The 18,551-nt window shown below is 73.4% G+C and carries 8 protein-coding genes; all 8 read right to left on the reverse strand.

What is annotated here, in order from left to right; genetic code table 11:
* Positions 1-23: 23 nt before the first annotated feature.
* From IE290_RS25005 to IE290_RS25040, 8 genes are read right to left on the reverse strand one after another with little or no spacing between them, the layout of a single operon-like run.
* Positions 24-1,871, reverse strand: coding sequence for a TNT domain-containing protein (locus IE290_RS25005; protein ID WP_229874694.1), 1,848 nt, complete (start codon positions 1,869-1,871; stop codon positions 24-26).
* Positions 1,872-1,907: 36 nt separating this feature from the next.
* On the reverse strand, positions 1,908-3,692 hold the full coding sequence (locus IE290_RS25010; protein WP_191247117.1) for a hypothetical protein: 1,785 nt from the start codon (positions 3,690-3,692) through the stop codon (positions 1,908-1,910).
* On the reverse strand, positions 3,659-5,767 hold the full coding sequence (locus IE290_RS25015; protein ID WP_191247118.1) for an ADP-ribosylglycohydrolase family protein: 2,109 nt from the start codon (positions 5,765-5,767) through the stop codon (positions 3,659-3,661). The genes IE290_RS25010 and IE290_RS25015 overlap by 34 nt, the downstream gene beginning before the upstream one ends.
* The gene (locus IE290_RS25020; protein ID WP_191247119.1) at positions 5,767-7,251 is read right to left on the reverse strand and encodes a TNT domain-containing protein; all 1,485 of its coding nucleotides are present in this window, start codon (positions 7,249-7,251) and stop codon (positions 5,767-5,769) included. The genes IE290_RS25015 and IE290_RS25020 overlap by 1 nt, the downstream gene beginning before the upstream one ends.
* Before the next feature lie 52 nt (positions 7,252-7,303).
* Positions 7,304-16,114, reverse strand: a complete 8,811-nt coding sequence (locus IE290_RS25025; protein ID WP_191247120.1) for a WXG100-like domain-containing protein — start codon at positions 16,112-16,114, stop codon at positions 7,304-7,306.
* Positions 16,115-16,116: 2 nt separating this feature from the next.
* Positions 16,117-16,449, reverse strand: coding sequence for a hypothetical protein (locus IE290_RS25030; RefSeq protein WP_191247121.1), 333 nt, complete (start codon positions 16,447-16,449; stop codon positions 16,117-16,119).
* On the reverse strand, positions 16,446-17,030 hold the full coding sequence (locus IE290_RS25035; RefSeq protein ID WP_191247122.1) for a YbaB/EbfC family nucleoid-associated protein: 585 nt from the start codon (positions 17,028-17,030) through the stop codon (positions 16,446-16,448). The genes IE290_RS25030 and IE290_RS25035 overlap by 4 nt, the downstream gene beginning before the upstream one ends.
* A 55-nt stretch (positions 17,031-17,085) precedes the next feature.
* Entirely contained in the window at positions 17,086-18,324 is a 1,239-nt protein-coding gene (locus IE290_RS25040; RefSeq protein WP_191247431.1) for an MFS transporter, read from the reverse strand.
* Positions 18,325-18,551 lie beyond the last annotated feature (227 nt).

Here is an 18,551-nt window from a genome sequence, read left to right on the forward strand (position 1 = left end):
GTCGCGTTGTTGAAGTTGCGCGGCTAAAGCCGCTCCAGCCCGCCAACCTCCACGTGGTGCCCGACGGGGTGCGGCAGGAAGTACGCCACCGCCCCGCCGGGCATTCCTCCCCAGGGTTGTGTCACGCCGGTCAGCGCGCGAACCGGGCGCGTCACCCGGTACCGCGCGCGCTGCCCCTCCCGCTCGGGTAGCAGCGACGTCTCCGGGAACCGCGCCGCCTCCTCGTGCACCAGGTTTCCGCCCTCGCCGCCGAAGCGGATCAACACCGTTCCCGCGGGCAGCGTGATCAGCCGCTTCGCGCGGTAGAACGTCAGGGGCGGCTCTCCGCGTAGCGGCGCGATCGGCCAGTCGCCCTCGTCGTCGACCACCCGCACCGGGTACAGCAGCAGCGACCCCAGCAGGAAGCGCGCCGCCTCCTCGACCCGCGCGAACGCCGCCGGCTCCGCGCCGTCCGGGCCGGTGACCTCCCAGCTCGACTCCGTCCGCCGCAGGCTCCACGCCCCCTCCGCCCGCGCGCCGATCCGGTACGCCGACGGCGCGATCCCGTACTCCGCCAGCCGCCGCTCCAGCACGGTCAGCACCTCCGACGCCCGCAGCCCGTACGGCGGGTCGCCACCGCGGTCGGTCAGCGTGACCGCGTCCACCTCGCCGGCCTCGGGCTGCGGCGGCAGCGGCCGGCCCAGCAGCTCCGCCTCCGCCGCGGCGAGCACGTGCGACGGCACGGCGGGCACCCGGTAGCCCCGCGCCCGCACGTGCTCGGCCAGCTCCGGCTGCGGCGGCAGACCGTATTTCCGCAGGTAGTGCGGCACGGCGGCGGCCCAGATCCAGGTGCCGTCGGTGTGGAAGGCGTCCGGCACGTCCGGCGGGGCCGCCGGCGCGAACAGGTCGGGCAGGCGGTTCGGCCTGGCCACCACGACCGGCGCCCGGTAGAGGTAGTCGAACAACGCGCGGGCCTCTTCCGGCGGCAGCGCCTGCCGGTTCACGACGGGCGGCTCGCCGGGCCCGTCGACGACGGCCGCGTGCCGGAACGCCACGTCCACCGGCAGCCCGGCCTTCGCGGCGAGCCAGTCCGGGACCTGCTCGCGGTCGCGCGGGAAGTGCTCCAGCTCCGCTTCGTACGCCCGCGCGGTCGGACGGCCCGCCGGCGACTGGCGCCAGTTCGGCTCGGCGGCGGAGTCGTAGTCGAAGGTGAACTCGGCGGGCGCGACCAGCGTCAACGTGCCCTTGAACCACGTCCCGGCACCCGGCTGGTACATCGCGGCCCGCAGGTCGCTGAACAGCTGCCCGAGCCGCGGCGACGCGGGCAGCGACACCGACTCGCCTTCGCCCACCGCGCGGATCTCGATCTCGGCGTAGTCCCCGACCTGCCGGAACTGCGCGGCGATCCGCTCCCAGCCGTCGGGTACGACGTCGCGCAGCAGCCGGGCGATCTCACGCACCAGCTCCTGCGGATCCCCGGCGCCGAGCTGCCGCACACCGACGGCGAAGTCGTGCCGCTCCTGCCAGATCGCGGTGATCTCGGCTTCGGTGGCCTCGACGCTGAAGTCGTGCAGGCCGAGCTGCTGCGCGCGCACCTCGTCGGTGCCGTTCCAGCGCAGCGTCAGCCCCTTGCCCGGCGCGACGCGGTAGATGTCGTCGTCGAACAGGCAGTGCGTCTGGAGGCTGAACATCGCCGCGACCTCGGCCTCCAGCAGGACCTTCGCCGGCCGCCCGGAGAACTCCTCGTCGAAGTCCGGCGGCGCGTCCTCCCCGGACGGGGTCACGAGCAGGACGGTGCCGTCCGCGCTGGAGCGTTGCGCCGGGAAGACGCGCCCCTGCCACACGGCGTACAGCCCGTCCGGGCGCTCCGCCAACTCCACTCGATACCGCACGACATCCCCCTGCGTCCGGAAAGCAGCCCGTCAAACTTAACCGGGCGGGTAGCGCTGGGGCCACGCATCCTGCAGAGACCGGCTCCGCGCGACGCCGTACAGGTTGAAGTACAGGTAGACGTCGCCGGCGAGGTTGTCCAGCAGCCCCAGCGGCGTCAGCGCTCCGACCAGGTCCGCGGGCAGCCCGGGCACGCCGGCGCGGGCGCCGATCAGCGCCCCGGTGAGCGCGGCGGCCAGCGGCGGCTCGGCCGACTGCAGGCCGGCGACCTGGATCGCGGCGAACGGGTCGTAGTGCCGCTTGGCGGCGGCGAACACCGCCCGCCCGGCCACCGCCAGCGGGCTCGCCGGGTCGCCGAGCGTTTCGATCTGCTCGGCGTCCGGGATGTCGCGGCCGTCGCGCAGCGCGAGGACGATCGCGGCGATCTCGTCGAACGGCGCCTGCCCGGACTTCCGCAGGTCGCCCAGGACGGCGTGGAACGGCCACGGCGGCTCGCCGTTGACCAGCACCTTCGTGAGGATCCGCACGAGGAGTTCGATCGCGGTGGCGGTCTCGCCGTCGGCGCCGGTCAGTGCTCGCGCCACCGCCATCTGGTACGGCAGACCGGTGCTCTCCAGCTCCAGACCGCCGGTCATGGTCGCGGCGAGCACGGCGGTCAGCGCGTTCGGCGGCGCCTCCGGTCCGGCGCCCAGCGCGACCGAGAGCCAGCTGTCCGGCTTCGGCGCGGGCGGGAACCCGGGCGGCAGGTCGCCCGTGGTGTTCATGAACGGCAGGCCGCGCAGGACGGTTTCGGTGTGCCGCAGCATCTGCCGGGTCATCGGGCCGAGTGCGTCGCCGTTGCCCAGGGCGAGGCACTCGCCGACGGCGAACCCGACGTAGGCGCCGACGACGCGGTGCCAGGCGAAGAGCCCCGAGGGCGTGCCGGTGTCCTGGAACTTGCCCATGGTCCACGGCCGCGGGGCGGGCCGTCCGCTGTCGTCGTAGTGGTTGACCAGGCCGTTCCCGGCGAGGTCGGCGGGCCACTCGACCGGCCGGCCGTCGTGGCGCAGCCGCAGGTTGCGCACCCACCGGGCGTATCCGCGGGCGTAGCGCTCGCACTCGTCGGCGCTGAGTTCGTACCCGTTCTTCCGCGCCCAGCCGGCGACCGCCGTGAGCCGCTGCGTGACCAGCTCGCCGCCCAGCTCGAACTCGGCGCCGAGGCGGGTGGCCAGCTCGGTGATGTGCGGCGAGACCTCGGGCGCGACCTCGTCGACATATCGGCCTGGCTCGGGCTCGACGCTGGTGATCTCCTCCGCCAGATCGACCGCCATGGACAGGGCGTGCCCGGGGTCCAGGTCCACCCGGGACTCCCCCGATCCGGGCCGCAGCAGGTCACGGGGCCGGATCCGGCGCCACCGGTGGATGCCGGCCGGGATCGTGACCGTCGCGCTGTATGCCGGGATGACGACCCGGCCGTCGCGGGTGCGGCTGCGGACCGGCTCGCCGTCCGCGCCCAGCGGAACGAGGACCTCGCAGTCCAGCAGCTGCCGCCGCAGGGCCGCGTCGTCGATCCAGCCGACGCGGCGCATGCCCATCAGCTTGGCCACGGGCGTGGTGGCCTTCGGGCCGCCGAACCACTCCGGACCGGGCCGGTGCGCGGGGTTCTCCCGGACGTTGCCGGTCGGCTGCTCGCGCTCGTCGACCTCGATCCACCGCACGATCGCCGGCTCCGGCGTGGCGAGCCCGGGGAACTCGTTGCGCCGGAACTCGGGGTCCAGCACGGCCTTCCAGTCGGTGAAGTGCTGTGCCGTCACGGCCGGATCGCCGGATAGCGCCGAAGCCATCGCTGTCCTTCCTCCCCCTCCGGGATCCCCTCGAACCGGCGGGCGACGTCGGTGACGACCCGCTCGATCAGCGGTTTGAGCTCGAGCTGGTCCACCCACTTCGGCGGCAGGCCGGGCACGCCGTTGCGGGCGCCGGCCAGCGCACCGGCGATCGCGCCGGTCAGCGCGCTGCGGCCGGAGTGGTTCACCGCGCGCAACAGCGCGGCCTCGGGGTTGTTCTCGAACCCGGTCACCGCGGCGAGCGCGCGGCCCAGGACGGACGGGGTGTCCAGGCCGTCGCCGATCTCCTCCGGGTCGGGCAGGTGGTACATCCCCTGCTCCGGGATGGCGATCAGCGACCGCCCGGCCAGCTCACGCACCGCGTCCCAGCCGGGGCCCTCCCGGTCCCGCAGCACCGCGCCGGCCGACACCCACAGCGCCGGGCTGAACTCGCGCTCCAGCGAACGCTCGAACAGCAGGCCGAGGAAGACGGCGAACGTCAGGTCGCTCTCGTCCGACTCCGGCAGCGCCGCGAAGGTCCGGACCGCCGCCTCGGACGCGCCGAAGGGCACCTCGCCCCGGCCGCCGATGGTGAGCACCCCGGGCAGGGCGCCGAGCAGGACCGCCGGGCCGGAGCGGAGGTCGGCCGGGTCGGGGTCGCGCACCGAGTGCAATTCGCGCAGGTTCGGCAGCCACCCGTCGATGCCCGGCACCGTCTCGCCCTGCGTGTGCCGCCACCGGGTGATCGCCTCGTGAGCCGCGTCGCCGCCGCCGCGCAGGACGGCCTCGGTGAGGAACAGCAGTCGTTGGGTGAGCGGGCCGATCTGCCCTGGCGCGGAAAGGTCGGTCACCTGGTCCGGGCCGTGCGCGCGCACGATCTCCTCGCGGCTGAGCCGGTCGACCGGCGCGCCGAGCGCCTCGCCGAGCGCGAAGCCGACGTACGCGCCGAGCAGCCGCTGCCAGCTGAAGTTGGTGTTCTGCCCGACGTCGGCGAACTTGCCGAAGGAATCGACGCGCACCGCGGGTTCGCCGTCGTCGTCGTAACCGGGCGTGAGGCCGAACGCGGCGGGGTCGTACGGCGGCCGCGGCGGCAGAGCCATCGCCATGCGCCGCACCCACGAGCGTCCGGTGACCACCCGGTAGCACTCGTCCGCGGTCAGCTCGAAGCCGTGGGCGCGGGCGCTGTCCCCCGCGTCGACCGGCGGCTCGATGGGCTCGGGCAGGCCGATGCGCGCCGCGGTGTCCGCCGCGAAGCGCCTGAGGTCCGCCGACGCTTCCACGCATTCGCCGGTGACCTCGATCTTGTCGCTGTAGCGCGGGAACTCGGCGTGCGCCGCGCGGATCTCCTCGGTGGTGACCTCGACCGGCAGCTGCCAGGGGCCGTGGATGATCAGGTCGGCTTCCGGCACGTGGTCGAGGAGGGTGACCGGGTCGAGCCAGAACCATTCCCGGCTGCCGGGCGGGAAGAAGCGCGTCGACGTCCACAGCTCGACGGTCCGGCGACCGTCCTTCGTGGACTGGTGCCGCACGCGACCGTCGGTCAGCGGCACCAGCACGCTCTCCTCGAGCAGGCCGAGAACGAACTTCCGCTGGTCCAGCCAGCCGATGTGGCGGAACTCGACGAGGGAGTCGAGCGTGGTCGACGGCATCGGGTAGCCCCGGCGGCTCGGACCCGTCCGGTACTCCGGGTTGGACCGGGTTTCGTCGGTCTCCGTGCCGTCCGGCAGGTAGCGCCGCCAGCCCATGATCGCCGGGAGCGGCACGCCGAGGCGGCCGAGGCCGGAGTCGGCGTACTCGGGGTCGACCATTTCGGCCCAGTGGTCGCGGCCCGGGTACTGGGCGGGGACGCTGAGCCCGCCGAAGACCGGGGACGCGTGGCGCAGGTCGCCCTCGGGGTCCCGCACGATCAGGGCCGGGGGCGGGACGATCCGCTCGCCGAGGTCGCCGCCGTCGAGGAACGCGGCCGAGTTGTAGGGGACGTACCAGCCTTCCGGGCGCCGGACGAGGTTCGCCTGGTCGACGCGCAGGTCGGTGCCCGGCCCGTGGACCTCGCGCAGCCACTGCTCGACCTTCGCGACCGCTTCTGCCGCTTCCACTACTCGATCCTTTCCAGGCTTGCGTCGGCCACGTGCTCGCTCAGCGGTTTCGGCAGGACGTACGCGACGCCGCCACCGGGCAGGTTCGCCCAGGGGATCGCCACGCCGATCACGACCGCGAGCGTGCGCCGGAGCCGGTAGCGCCGCTCCTCGCGATCCCGCTCGATGGGCAGCGAGGTCGCCGGGAAGCGGGTTTCGTCGTGGTGGACCAGGTTGCCTGTCTCGTCGCCGAAGCGCAGCACGACCGTGCCGGCAGGCAGGCGGACCACGCGTTTGTTGCGCAGCAGGGTCAGCGGCGGGTCGCCCTCGGCGGGCTGGATCGGCCAGTCCGCCAGCTCGGCGGAGGTCTCCAGCGGCGTTTCGGCGCCGCCCGTCATCCGCGCCGGGTGCAGCAGCAGGGCGCCGAGCAGGTGCTGCGCCGCGTCCTCGGCGCGCTCGAAGTACTGCGGCCGCACCGGAACTCCACCGGCGTAGCGCGCGACTTCCCAGCCGCGGTCGGTCGGGTTGAGGCACCACGCGCCGTCGGCCCGCGAGGCCAGCCGGTAGGCCGCGGGCCAGATGCCGTGCTCGGCCAGCCGCTGCGCCAGCACGACAAGCAGTGCCGGGTCCTCCAGCGCCGGATCGGTGCGGGTTTCCAGCTCGGCGGCGATGTCCCCGGTGGTCGGCAGCGCCTCGTCGGGATCGGCCTTGGGACGGGACCGCCCGAGCAGGTCCGCGGCCGCGGTGCGACGGGTCAGTTTGTCGACGTACGGCGGCTGGAAGTCCTGGTCGCGGATGTGCGCGAGGAAGTCCGGCTCGGGTGGCGTGCCGTACTTGCGTAGGTAGTGCGGCACCGACGCGTGCCAGATCCAGGTGCCGTCGGTGTGGTAGCTCTCCGGCACGTCGGATTCCGTGCCGCCGCTGAAGATGTCCGGGCCCAGACCGCTGCCGACCAGCACCGCGGGCTGGCGTTCGAGGTAGCGCAGGAGGGCGGGCACCTCGTCCTCGGGCACCGGCGGACGGCCCATGACCGGCGCGTCACCGTCGGCGTAGGAGTCGACCACGCGGGCGTGCCGGAACTTCGTGCCCAGCGGCAGGCCGGCGGCGCGGCGCCACCAGTCCGGCAGGTGCTCCGGGTCGCGGGGAAACGCTTTCAGCTCGGCTTCGAGCGCGGCCGCGAGGTCGTCCGGCGGGGTCTGCCACCACGGTCGCGTCGTGGTGCTGACGTCCAGGTCGAACTCGCCGGACGGGTGCAGCGCGTAGCGGGCCTGCAGCCAGGCGCCGGCGCCCGGCTCGTACATGGCCTCCCGCAGTTCGCCGAACAGCGCGGTCAGCCCGGCCGGTGCCGGGTAGACGCGGCCGGAGCCGCGCGTGAACGCGATCGGCTCCAGCTCGGTGTGGTCGCCGACCTGGCGGAAGTGCAGCTCGATCCGTTCCCATCCGGACGGCGCGTCGGCCCGGGCGAGCGTGCCGATGCGCACGAGCAACGGACGGTGCGGCTCCATGGTCGCCGTTGCCTCCCTGCGCGTCTCCGTAGTGCCGCTCACTGTAACCAGCTCACGCGAGGATGGAGGTGCACGGGAAACCAGCGGGCTGCGCCTCCCACATGCCGAAGGTGCGCCGCTGCACCGAGGCGATGAAGGACTCCTCCTGGGCGGTCAGCGCGCGGCCCTCTTCCTTGGCCTGCTTGCGCATCCCGTCGACGGTGGCGTACAGCGCGAACACCGTGCCCTCGCCCCGCAGGTAGAAGGCGCGCTCCCGCTCGGTTTCCGCGATGAACTCCGCCTCGGTGAGCGTGCGGAAGTTCGACGGCAGCTCGTCCTGGAGGACCTTCTCCAGGTGCGCGCTGTTCTCCTCGAACTGGCCGGTGCGCACGTTGAGCAGGAAGCCGGTGAGGTTGCCCTCGCCGTCCCGGTCGACCTTGTAGGTCTTGTTGAAGCACTTGAAGTACTGCGGCGTGGGCACCTCGGCCACGTCCTCGACCAGGGGTTGCTGCGGGCCGTCGAGCTTGCGGTGCCGACCGCCCCGGCTCGCGCCGCCACCGGCGCCCGGCGCGGGCATGCCCGGCAGCGGCGGCATCATGCTCACCGCGCCGACCGTGCCGTCCGAGGTGCGGACCTGCATGTCCAGTGGGCCACCCTGGGCGAGGCGGTCGTCGGCGGAGACGACCTCCAGGCCCGGGGTGCCGGCGAGTTGTGCGGCGGCGCGGTAGGCGTCGTCCGCGCTGCCGACCTGCATGCCCGCCGACGCCAGCCCGGTCAGGCGGGAGGCGTCACCGTCGAAGCCGGCGAGGTCGCGCCGGAGCTCGTCCCAGCTGGGCGAGGACGCGGGGACGGGGGTGCCCCCGACGGCGTTGGCGATCCCGCCGAGCGCGGAGTCCAGCTCCTGCCGCGCGGCCGTGGCCCGCGCGAGCTGATCGCGCAGGTAGGCGTCGGAGTAGGCGGGATCGGCGGCGCGCGAGTGGTCGAAGCCGGGATGCGACTGGTCGCCGATGCCGGCGGTGTTGGGGGTGCTCGCGGTGCTCGGGTAGCCGGCCGGCTGGGGCTGTTGCGGCTGGGGCTGTTGCGACTGGTCTTGGGGCGGGATGCCGAAGTCGGCCTGGACGTGGTCCGGGATGTTCGGCATCGGCAGCTGTTCGTCCCAGGCTTCCTGGACCACCGGGATCGCGTCCGGATAGGTGATCAGGTTGACGAGGAGGCCCAGGTTGGTGAGCAGCAGGCGCCGGAAGCCCGGGTTGTTGTCGACGGCGTCACGGAGCTCGGGGTGCTCGTCCAGCAGCCGCCGGAACGCGTCGTCGATCCGCATGGTCTGCCCATCGACGACGACGGTGTCATCCCCGGGCGCCAGATCGTCGGAGGTCCGGTTTTGGTCCGGTTCGTCCCCGCGCCGTTCCGGTTCGGAGGTGCCGTCCCGCGACGGCTCCGGCTCGGCGGGGCTGTCGTCGCGGGCGCGTTCGGGTTCCGCGGGGGTGTCGTCACGCGGCCGTTCCGGTTCGGCCGGTGCGTCCTCGCGGGACGGTTCTCGCTCGACGGATGCCTCGTCACGGGCGCGTTCGGGGGTGGCTGTTGTCTCCTCGCGGGCGCGCGCGGGCTCGGCGGGGGTGTCGTCGCGGGGCCGTTCTGATTCCGCCGGCGTCTCGTCGCGCCGAAGCTGCGGTATCTCCCGGCCCTCGCGGCCCGGAAGCCCGTCTTCCGGAAGCCCCGCCGCCCGGCCAGGCGCCTGCGGATGCTGCGGCCCGACAGGCACATCCGGCGCCGTGACCTGCGACGACTGCCCATAGGCCACCCGCGGATCAACCGGAGCCTGCGGCGATCGCGTGTACGCCACGCGCGGGTCAACGGGCGCCTGGCCCTGCTGCACAGGCTGCTGAACCGGCGGCTGCTGATGGACAGGAGCCTGCGGCGGCTGCTGCTGAACCGGCGGCTGTTGGTGCACCGGCGCCTGCGGCGCCTGCTGAACCGGCGGTTGCTGCTGTACCGGCGCCTGCGGCGCGTGCTGAACCGGCGGCTGCTGCTGCACCGGAGGTTGCGGGACCTGCTGCTGAACCGGAGCCTGGTGCACCGGCGCCTGCTGAACCGGCGGCTGCTGGTGCACCGGAGGTTGCGGGACCTGCTGCTGGACCGGAGCCTGCGGTACCTGTTGCACGGGCGGCTGTGGCGGCTGCTGCTGGACCGGCGGCTGTTGCTGTACCGGCGCCTGCGGCACCTGCTGCTGAACCGGCGCCTGCTGCACGGGCGGCTGCTGCACAGGCGCCTGCTGCTGCACCGGCGGCTGCTGGTGCACCGGCGAGAACGGCCCCACCGTGACCGGCGTGGTCGGCGTCGGCGAGCCGTGCTGCAACGGCGTCGTCGGCGTGTGGTGGACCTGCGGGATCTGCTGCACCGGCGTGTTCGGCACGTGCGGGGCAGGCGTGTGCGGCGCCTGCGACTGCCCGTACGGCAACGCCATCTGCGGGTTCGCCGCGATCCCGTTGCTGGTGGCGAGCGACCCGAACGGCAGGAGGCTGACGCTCGTCGGCTTGGTCGGCAGCCTCATCAGCCCGCCGTTCTGCGGGTCGATGAACGCGACGCCTTCGGGCGTGTTCACGGCCAGGGCCACGTGCGCGGCGTCTGTACCGTCCGGCTGCTTGAACGACACGTAGATCACGCTGTGGTCGCCGTGCGGCATGTTCGAAACGTGGGCGATCGCGTTGTCGTACGTGCCGATCCCGTGCACCCACTTGGCGCCGAGCTGGTTCTCCAGCCACTTCATCCGGTCGAACGCGCCGAGGTCCTTCGGCAGGACCGGATCGGCCTGCGAGTCGATCCCGATCAGCCGCTGCGCGTAGGCCACGACACAGCGGGTGCAGTTGTGCCAGTAGCCCTTGTCGACAGCGTTCGGCACGTTGCGGTTCGGGTTGACGTTCGGCAGCTCCGGGTGCCGCGCCGCGACGTAGGCGCCCTCGTGCGGGCCGGTCGTGCCGGCGTGGATGGCGGGCAGGCTGTGCAGCCCCGGGGTCGTGCCGGCCATGTTCGACCACGGCGCCGGCTGGTTCTGCACCAACGGCACGCCCTGGTGCGCCAGCGGGCCGGGGTGCTGCTGGAACGGCCCTTGCTGCTGCTGGGGCCAGCCGTGCTGCTGCGGCGGCGGCGCGGGCTGCTGGTACGGGTTGTGCACCGGCGGCTGCTGGTGCGGCCCGCCCTGCTGGTACTGCCCGTGCTGGACCGGCGGCCCCTGATTGGGGTGCGTGGGCGCGGGCTGCAGGTAGGGGTTGTTGGGGACCGGCGCCTGCTGCTGGGGCCAGCCGTGCTGGACCGGCGGCCCCTGGTTCGGGTGTGTCGGCGCGGGCTGCTGATACGGGTTGTTGGGGACCGGTCCCTGCTGCTGCCAGCCGTGTTGAACCGGCGGTCCCTGGTTCGGGTGCGTGGGCGCGGGCTGCTGATACGGGTTGTTGGGGACCGGTCCCTGCTGCTGCCAGCCGTGCTGCGGCGGCGCGGGCTGCTGGTAGGGGTTGTGGACCGGCGGCTGCTGGTGCGGCGCGCCGTACTGCCCGTGCTGAACCGGCGGCCCCTGGTTCGGGTGCGTGGGCGCGGGCTGCTGGTACGGGTTGTGCACCGGCGGCTGCTGGTGCGGCGCACCCTGCTGGTACTGCCCGTGCTGGACCGGCGGCCCCTGGTGCACGGGTCCGCCCTGGTGCGGCGGCTGCTGCTGGTGCCCGTGCGTCGCGGGGGGTTGTTCCGACCGGCGGAACGGGTTCCAGCCGCCGGGCTGCGGCATTTCGCCGTCCAGCCGGTTCCGCAACGCGCTGCCGTCGGCGGCGTTCCAGACCGGCTCACTGCGCTCGGGACCCCCGCCGAGCAGCTCGCTGATCCGGGTGCTGGCCGGCGGCTCCGGCTGGGCGGCCGGGGTCGGCTCGCTCCGGTTGGCCAGCGGTGTGCCGTCCCCGGTGTGGGTCGGCATCAGGTGCACACCGGACGGGTTCGGCGGCAGGTCGGCGAGCCGGTTCGTCATCGGGTCGACCAACGCCACGCCGTGCTCGGTGTTGACCACGCTGAAGGCGCGCTGCCCATCCGGCGTGTCGACCGACAGCACGGCCCGCGAGCCGACCGGCTGCCCGGCCATCTCGCGCACCACGCTGTTGTAGTCCGGCACCTGGTGGAACTCGCCACCGAGCTGCCGGGACAGGAAGTCCCTGCCGCGCGGATCGTCCAGCTTGCCCGGTTGCGCCTCGACCTGGAGGCCGTCCATCCGCATCTCGAACGCGAGCACGGACTCGGCCGAGTTGTTCCGGTAGGCCTCCGGCATGCCGTCGGCGTAGTAGCCGCGGGTGTTGACGTCCGCGATCTCCGGCAGGTGCTCGCGGAGGAACCGCACCTCCTGGTGGGCGTTGCGGGTCGGGGCGCTGGGGCCGGTGCTCTGGACGCTCGCGTCCACGGGGTCGGTGCTGCGCGCGTGAATCGCCGGCTCGCCGACGACGTCGGACGACCGGCGGATGTCGCCCCAGCCGTTCACCGGCTCGCCGATCTTCCGGGGTTCCGGCGTCTCCGTCTTGGGGCCGGTGTCCGGTTCGGACTTCGGCGGGAGGTCGGCCACCGCGGCCTCGCCGCCGAACGCCCGCGCGAAGTCGCGCCTGGTCGCGTCCGCGATCTCCGCTTCCTGGACGTCGGCCAGATCGCGGTTGCGGTCCATCTGCTGCTTGGCGGCCTCCGGCGGGAGGTAGCGCGGGTCGTCCGGGGTGATCTCTTCGAGCCGGATCACCCACTTCTTGCCGCCGCCGGGGGTCTCGACCTCGATCTTTTCCTTGACGACCAGCTGGGTGCCGGGCTTGTACAGGACCTCGTGTTCCGCCTTGTTCGAGGCCAGCGACTCGATGTACCGACCGGTCTTGCCCTCGATGATCATCTCGACGTCGCCGGGCCACTTCGCCGAACCGAGGTCGGCGCGGCTCGAGCTGAGGAACTGCGACTCGACCACGACCGCACCGGGCTCGTACCGGCCGGCGACGATGGCCGCCGCCTCGCCGCGCACGTTCACCCGGCGCACCGTCTCGCCCTGGTAGGTGGGCATCTCGTTCAGCCCGGACGCGAGCGCACGGACCATCGGCATGACCTCGTCGAGGCTCCGGCCGGTGCGCAGCGCCTCGTTGATCTGGTCGAAGACCGCGCTCGAGGTGTAGCTGTGCACGGCGTAGGCGCCCTGGTCGCTCATGTGCCGCAGGGCCGCGTCCAGGTCGCGCATCGCCAGCGCTTCGAGGAACTCGTGCTCGTGGGTCAGCCGGCCCGTGCGCTCGTCGACGATGCCGGTCTCGAGCTGGGCCTCGCCGAGGGCGTCGAAGTCGGCGCGGTCGTAGGTGCGGAAGTTCGGGTCCGCGATGTACGGCTCGTCGACCACCGGACGGTCGCGCTGGGGCGCCGCGTCGTCCGGGGCCCGCTCCGGCTGGGGTGCGCTGTCGTGGGGCGGGCTCTGGTCGGTGGACGGTGTCTCGTCGCGGACGGGGCTGGGTGTCTCCTCCGTGCGGGGAGGCGCCTCGTCGAACGGGCTCCGCTCGGAGGTGGGAGCCTCGTCACGAACGGGGGTTGCGCTGTCCCGCGCGGGGTCGAACGGGGTCCGCTCGGCGGTGGGAGCCTCTTCGCGGCGTGGGGTGGCCGTGTCTTCCGCGGGGTCGAACGGACTGCGTTCGGTGGTGGGTGCTTCCTCGCGCGCCGGGGTGGCCGTGTCTTCCGTCGGGTCGAACGGGCTGCGTTCGGTGGCGGATGGCTCCTCGCGGCGTGGCGTCGCGGCGTCTTCGGCCGGGTCGAACGGGCTCCGCTCCGAGGTGGGGGTCTCGTCGCGGACCGGGGTGGCCGTGTCCTGCGCGGGATCGAACGGGGTCCGTTCGGCGGCAGGCGCCTCCTCGCGGCGTGGGCCCACGTCGAACGGGCTGCCTTCGGTCGCGGGCGTCTGCTGGGTGGTGGGGGTGCGCTCGGCGGGCGGGCCCGCCTGGTGCACCGGCGCCGGCTGCTCCGGCGGGCGCGCCAGCATCCAGCGCGGATCGACGGGCGCGCCAGGACGGCCACCGTGCGGCGGCTGTTGCGTCGGCGGGCCGTACCCACCCTGCGGCGGACGTTGCGTCGGAGGCCCGTACGCCGGCGGCTGCCCACCTCGCGGCGGCGGTTGCTGCGGCGGCGGACCGTAGCCGCCCTGCGGCGGTCGCGGCGGACCACCGTTCGGCGGCGCACCCATCGGGCCGCGCGGGCCCTGCGGCGGCTGACCTTGGAACGGCGCCCCCTGGATGGGGCCGCCTTGGGACGGGCGGTTCGGCCCGCCCTGGACGGGGCCTTGAGGTGGTTGCGCCGGGCCGCCCTGCACGGGGCCGCCTTGGAAGGGACCGCTCTGGAGCGGCCGGTTGGGTGCGCCTTGTGTGGGGTTGCCTTGGAAGGGCGTGCCCTGGGTGGGGCCGCTTTGCGTGGGGTTGCCTTGGAACGGGCCACCCTGGACGGGGCCGCCCTGCGGCCGGTTGGGTGCGCCTTGTGTGGGGTTGCTTTGGAACGGTGTGCCCTGGGTGGGGCCGCCTTGCGGTGGCCGGCTCGGGCCGCCTTGGAAGGGGCCGCCCTGGGGTGGCCGGTTGGGTGCGCCTTGTGTGGGGTTGCTTTGGAACGGTGCGCCCTGGGGCGGGCCGTACTGAGGGGCGCGCGGTGGCTGTCCGCCCGGGCCGTAGCCCTGCGGTGCGCCCCCGGGATAGCCCTGCATCGGCGCGGCGGGAGGCGTCTGCGGCGACGGCTGCTGGGGCCCTCGATCGCCCGGGTGGGGGGCGCCGGTCGGGCCGAAGCCGCCGGGGGTGTAGCCGGCGGCGGTCACGCCGTCCGGACGCGTCGGCGGCGGGTCGTTCGGCCCGAACCCGCTGCCCGGCTGCAGCGGACTCGCGCCCGCCGGGACCGGCATCCGGTCCGCGCCGCTCACCGGGGCGCCATCCGACCCCGCGGCCGAACCACGAGACGACCCAGCGGAGGACGCGGAACCAGCCGACGAACCCACCGGCGATCCGGCGGAGCCCAGCGAGGAACCGCTGCCGATCGAGGAACCGGCCGCGCCAGCCGAGGAACCCGCCGAACCGGCAGAGGAACCGGCCGAAGAGGAGCCCGCGGAGCTGGCTGCGCCTGCCGAAGAGCCCGCCGAGCCAGCCGAACCGGCTGACGAACCCGCGGAGCTGGCTGCGCCTGCCGAGGAACCGGCCGAACCGGCCGAAGAGCTCGGCGAGCCCGCCGAGGATCCTGCCGAGCCCGCCGACGAACCTGCAGAGCCGGCTGCGCCGGCAGAGGAACCGGCCGAGGAGCTGGCTGCGCCTGCGGAGGAGCCTGTGGAACCGGCCGAACCGGCCGAACCGGCCGACGAGCCTGCCGAACCGGCCGACGAGCCTGCTGAACCGGCCGACGAGGCAGCCGAGCCCGCCGACGAGCCTGCCGAACCGGCCGACGAGGCAGCCGAGCCCGCCGGTGAACCAGCCGACCCGGCCGGTGAACCGGTCGACGAAACGCCCGCCGTCGCCGCTGGGGAACCGCCGGCCTGGTTCGACGCCGCGGCCGGCGCCGCTGTCGCGGGGGGCTGGCTGCCCTGGTGCGTGGCGCCACCGTCCGAAGTGGACCTTGGTGCGTCCGTCGTTGCGGTGGCCGGGCGGTCCGCCACCACGGCGGACTGGCCGCTCACCCGGTCGTTCGCGATCGCGTTCGAGACCGAGCCCGACGAACCGTCCGAGTGGGACGACGACGCGCCCGCCAGCGCCGGCTCGCGGCCACCCGACGAGCCACCCGAAGACGAACCAGACGAACCCGACGAAGAACCGGAGTCCGAGCGCGACGAACCGCCCGAATCCGACGAACCCGACGACGACCCACCGGAATCCGACGAGCCCGAATCCACCGGCGACCCGTCGACCTTGATGTTCCCCGCCCGCACGTCGGCGTTGAAGCTCTTGATCTCGTTGATCTGGTCCTTGGCGCCCCCGGTCGCGCGGTCCACGGCCCCCGCGGACGCGCCCATCGCCAGGTCCTGCATCTTCAGGTTGCCGAGGTCACCGGTCAGCGCGGCCTGCCCGACCGTCGTGGCCACGCCCTCGACCGCGCCACGCGCACCCTCGCGCACCGCCCGGTCCGCGATCTGCCCCGCGACGCTGTCCTGCAGCCCCTTGGTCGCACCCTTCGGAATGGCGTGCCCGGCCGCGCCGGCGACACCGCCCGCCACACCGCTGGCCAGCGCACCGGTGGTCTTGTTGAAGTCCCAGTCCTCGAGCTTGCGATCGCCCTTGGCGACCTGCAGCCCCTGGATCCCCACGTCCAGCGCCAGGTTCATCGCGACGTTCATCGCGACTTCCTTGGCCAGCCGCTTGAGCACCTGCAGCGCGACCTTGCGGAAGCCCTCCTGCAGCATCTTCTGCACGAGCTGCTTGAAGACCATCTGCACGGTCATCCGCGTGGCCATCTGCGCCGGCACGATGCCCGCGGTCGACCCGCCGAACGTCACCACCGCGGCCGCGATCATCGCCGCGATCTGGATCGCCAGGATGATCAGCGACGCGATGATCATGTACTTCGTGTACTCGACGTCCAGCGCCGTCGAGTCCGCCGACTTCGCCAGCGCCTCGCACGCCTTGGTCAGGTTGACGAAGTACGCCTCGTCGCCGGTGACGAACTTGTCCCACATCTTCTGGAACTCGATCGCCGGCTGGCCGGTCCAGGTGCTCAGCACCTCCGAGGCGGCCCCGTTGGCCTTGTCGACGATCGGCCCGAGCGCGTCCCGCGCGGCCAGCCACGCGTCGCGCACCTCGCGCAGCTTGTCCTCGTCGCCCTCCGGCCAGTGCTCGCCCACGACGATGGGCAGCAGCCACTTGACGTTCTCGGGGAACTCCATCCCCATGGCTAGGCCTGACCCGCGGCGTTCCGCACGGCCTTCCCGGCCTCCGTGTGCGTGCCCTCGGTGGCGTCCGCGGCCGACTTGACGGCCTTCGCCACGTCCTTCAGCGCCTTGTCGAGGCTGCCGAACGCCTCCACGCAGTTCTTCGCCGCCGGTTCGTAGTCCTTGGCGAACGCCTGGCCGGACTCGTCGTTGCCCCAGCAGGCGCCCTGCGCCGCGAGCGCGGCCTTGAGCGCGTCGCCGGCCGCCTTGAGGTCGTCACCGGCAGGCGGGAACTTCCCCGCGCCGCTGCGGACCGTGTCCGGGTCCATGTCATGGCCGGTGCCAGGTCCGGTCATCGGTCACCCCGCGTCATCCAGGTGTCGGGCATTTCGTCGTCGTCGGCGGTTGGACGCGGGCGGCGCGCCACCGGTTTCGGTGCGGGCGGAGGAGCCGGCACATCCCGGCGCATGATCGACTGCGACTCCGGGTCCGGCGCGGGTTCCGGCTCCGGCTCGGGTTCGAGGAAGTCCGGGATGTCCGGCATCAGGCCGGCCAGCGACGGTGCGCCCTCGATGAACTCGGACAGGTCCGGCAGGTCCGCGGTCAGCGGCCGGAACAGCTCGGCCTGCTGCTGCTTGACCTCCAGCATCCCGCGGCGCACCAGGTCGCTGATCGTCCGCGCGAGCACCTCCGGCCGGGTGCGGTCGAACGTGGTCGGGGCGAGCTTGAGGTCGGCGAGCGTGCCCTGGGCGTCGATGGTGACCTTGACCAGACCGTCCGGCGAGGACAGTTCCGCGGTCAGCGCGGACGCGGCCTGTTGCGCCTCCCGCAGCTGGGCCGTCTGCTGGTTGAACTTGTCCATCAGCTGGTCGACGGTCTCACGCATCGCCGCGTTGCGGGCTTCCTTCTGCGCGCGGTCGTCCCCCGGGGTGCTCACCCGGGCCACTCTAGTGGGCCGTCTTCGTCCGGTCGGCGTAATCGGGCAAATTCCGTCACTCGGTACGCCTGCGCCGCGCGATCACCAGGTATCCGGCAGCGCCGAACAGGTACAACGCGGTGGCGACGAGCAGCAGCGGCACCGACCGCCCGCTCAGCGGCACGATCGTGGCGGCGAGTGAGACGGCGATCACCTGCGTGATGTTGAACAGCGTGTCGTACAGCGAGAACACCCGGCCGCGGGCCTCGTCGCGCACGTCGTGCTGGATCGAGGAGTCCACGCACAGCTTCACGACCTGACCGGCGGCGGTGATCACGAACGACGCGACCAGCACGGTCGGCAGCTCCATCGGCAGGCCCAGCCCGGCCTGAGCGACCGCCGCGATCACCAGCGCGCCCGGGATCGCGCGGCGGCGGCCGAGGCGGCGCACGAGCCGCGGCGTGAGGAACCCGGCGAACAGGATCCCGGCGCCGGCCATCGCGGCCAGCTGTCCCAGCCCGGGCAGCCCGGCCCGGAGCAGTCCGTGGTCGGTGAAGCTGAACCGCAGCAGCAACACGGTGATCAGCAGCGAGATGCCGTAGGACGCCCGGTGGGCGAGCAGCGCGACGAACCCGGCGACGACGCTCGGCGCGTCCAGCGCGGCCTTGGCCCCGTCGACCAGGCCGCGGGCCACGGCGAGGAACGCGTCGCTGGGCTCGTCGACCGAATCCGGTCCCAGCGCGCCGCGGGCGAACCGGCGGGCGATCGCGGCCGACACCAGCGTGCCGAGCATCGCGACGGCCGTCGTCCAGCCGGACCCGCTGTTCCCGGCGCCGATCAGCGCCCGCACCCCGATCGCGACACCGCCGCCGAGGACCGCGACCAGCGAGCCGAGCGTGGTCGCCAGCGCGTTGGCGGTGACCAGCGTGCCCGGCGGCACGACGTGCGGCAGCGACGCGGACAGCCCGGAGCCGACGAACCGGGAGATGCCCTCCACGATCAGCGCGAGCACGAACAGTTCGAGCCCGGCGAACCCGAGCCCGACCGCGACGGCCGTCGCGACGATCGCCGTGCCGCGCAGCAGGTTCGCCGCGATCAGCACGCGGCGCCGGTCCCACCGGTCCAGCAGGGCGCCGGCGAACGGCCCGATGAACGAGTACGGCAGCAGCAGGACGGCGAACCCGCCGGCGATGGTCAGCGGATCGGCGCCCCGCTCGGGGTTGAACAGCACCGCCCCGGCCAGCCCGGCGCGGAACATGCCGTCGGAGAACTGGGCGGCGAAGCGGGTGAACAGCAGCGTCCGGAAGCCCGCCATCGCGAAGAACGCGCGCGGTGACACCTTCTGGACCGGCTGTGCACTCGCTGTCACGGCTCACCAGCTTACGGTGCCGAACCGCTGCGCAGGAGGGGAAGATTTGGAGGCCGGCGCACTTGGTCGCCTCTCGGCGGCATCGCGCAGTGTGGCTCCTGCCGAACGGTATTCCACAAAGGCTTTTCTTCAGTGAGCCCGGGGGACACGGAGTGCGCCGGCCACCCAGTCCA

It is taken from the genome of Amycolatopsis deserti, assembly GCF_014653945.1.
Taxonomy (GTDB): Bacteria; Actinomycetota; Actinomycetes; order Mycobacteriales; family Pseudonocardiaceae; genus Amycolatopsis_E; species Amycolatopsis_E deserti.

What these genes read in the sequence shown, in the direction of transcription:
- IE290_RS25010 (WP_191247117.1), bottom strand. Translation starts at nt 3,692, where the DNA reads ATGGCTTCGGCGCTATCCGGCGATCCGGCCGTGACGGCACAGCACTTC.
- IE290_RS25020 (WP_191247119.1), bottom strand. Translation starts at nt 7,251, where the DNA reads ATGGAGCCGCACCGTCCGTTGCTCGTGCGCATCGGCACGCTCGCCCGG.
- IE290_RS25025 (WP_191247120.1), bottom strand. Translation starts at nt 16,114, where the DNA reads ATGGGGATGGAGTTCCCCGAGAACGTCAAGTGGCTGCTGCCCATCGTC.
- IE290_RS25030 (WP_191247121.1), bottom strand. Translation starts at nt 16,449, where the DNA reads ATGACCGGACCTGGCACCGGCCATGACATGGACCCGGACACGGTCCGC.
- IE290_RS25040 (WP_191247431.1), bottom strand. Translation starts at nt 18,324, where the DNA reads ATGGCGGGCTTCCGGACGCTGCTGTTCACCCGCTTCGCCGCCCAGTTC.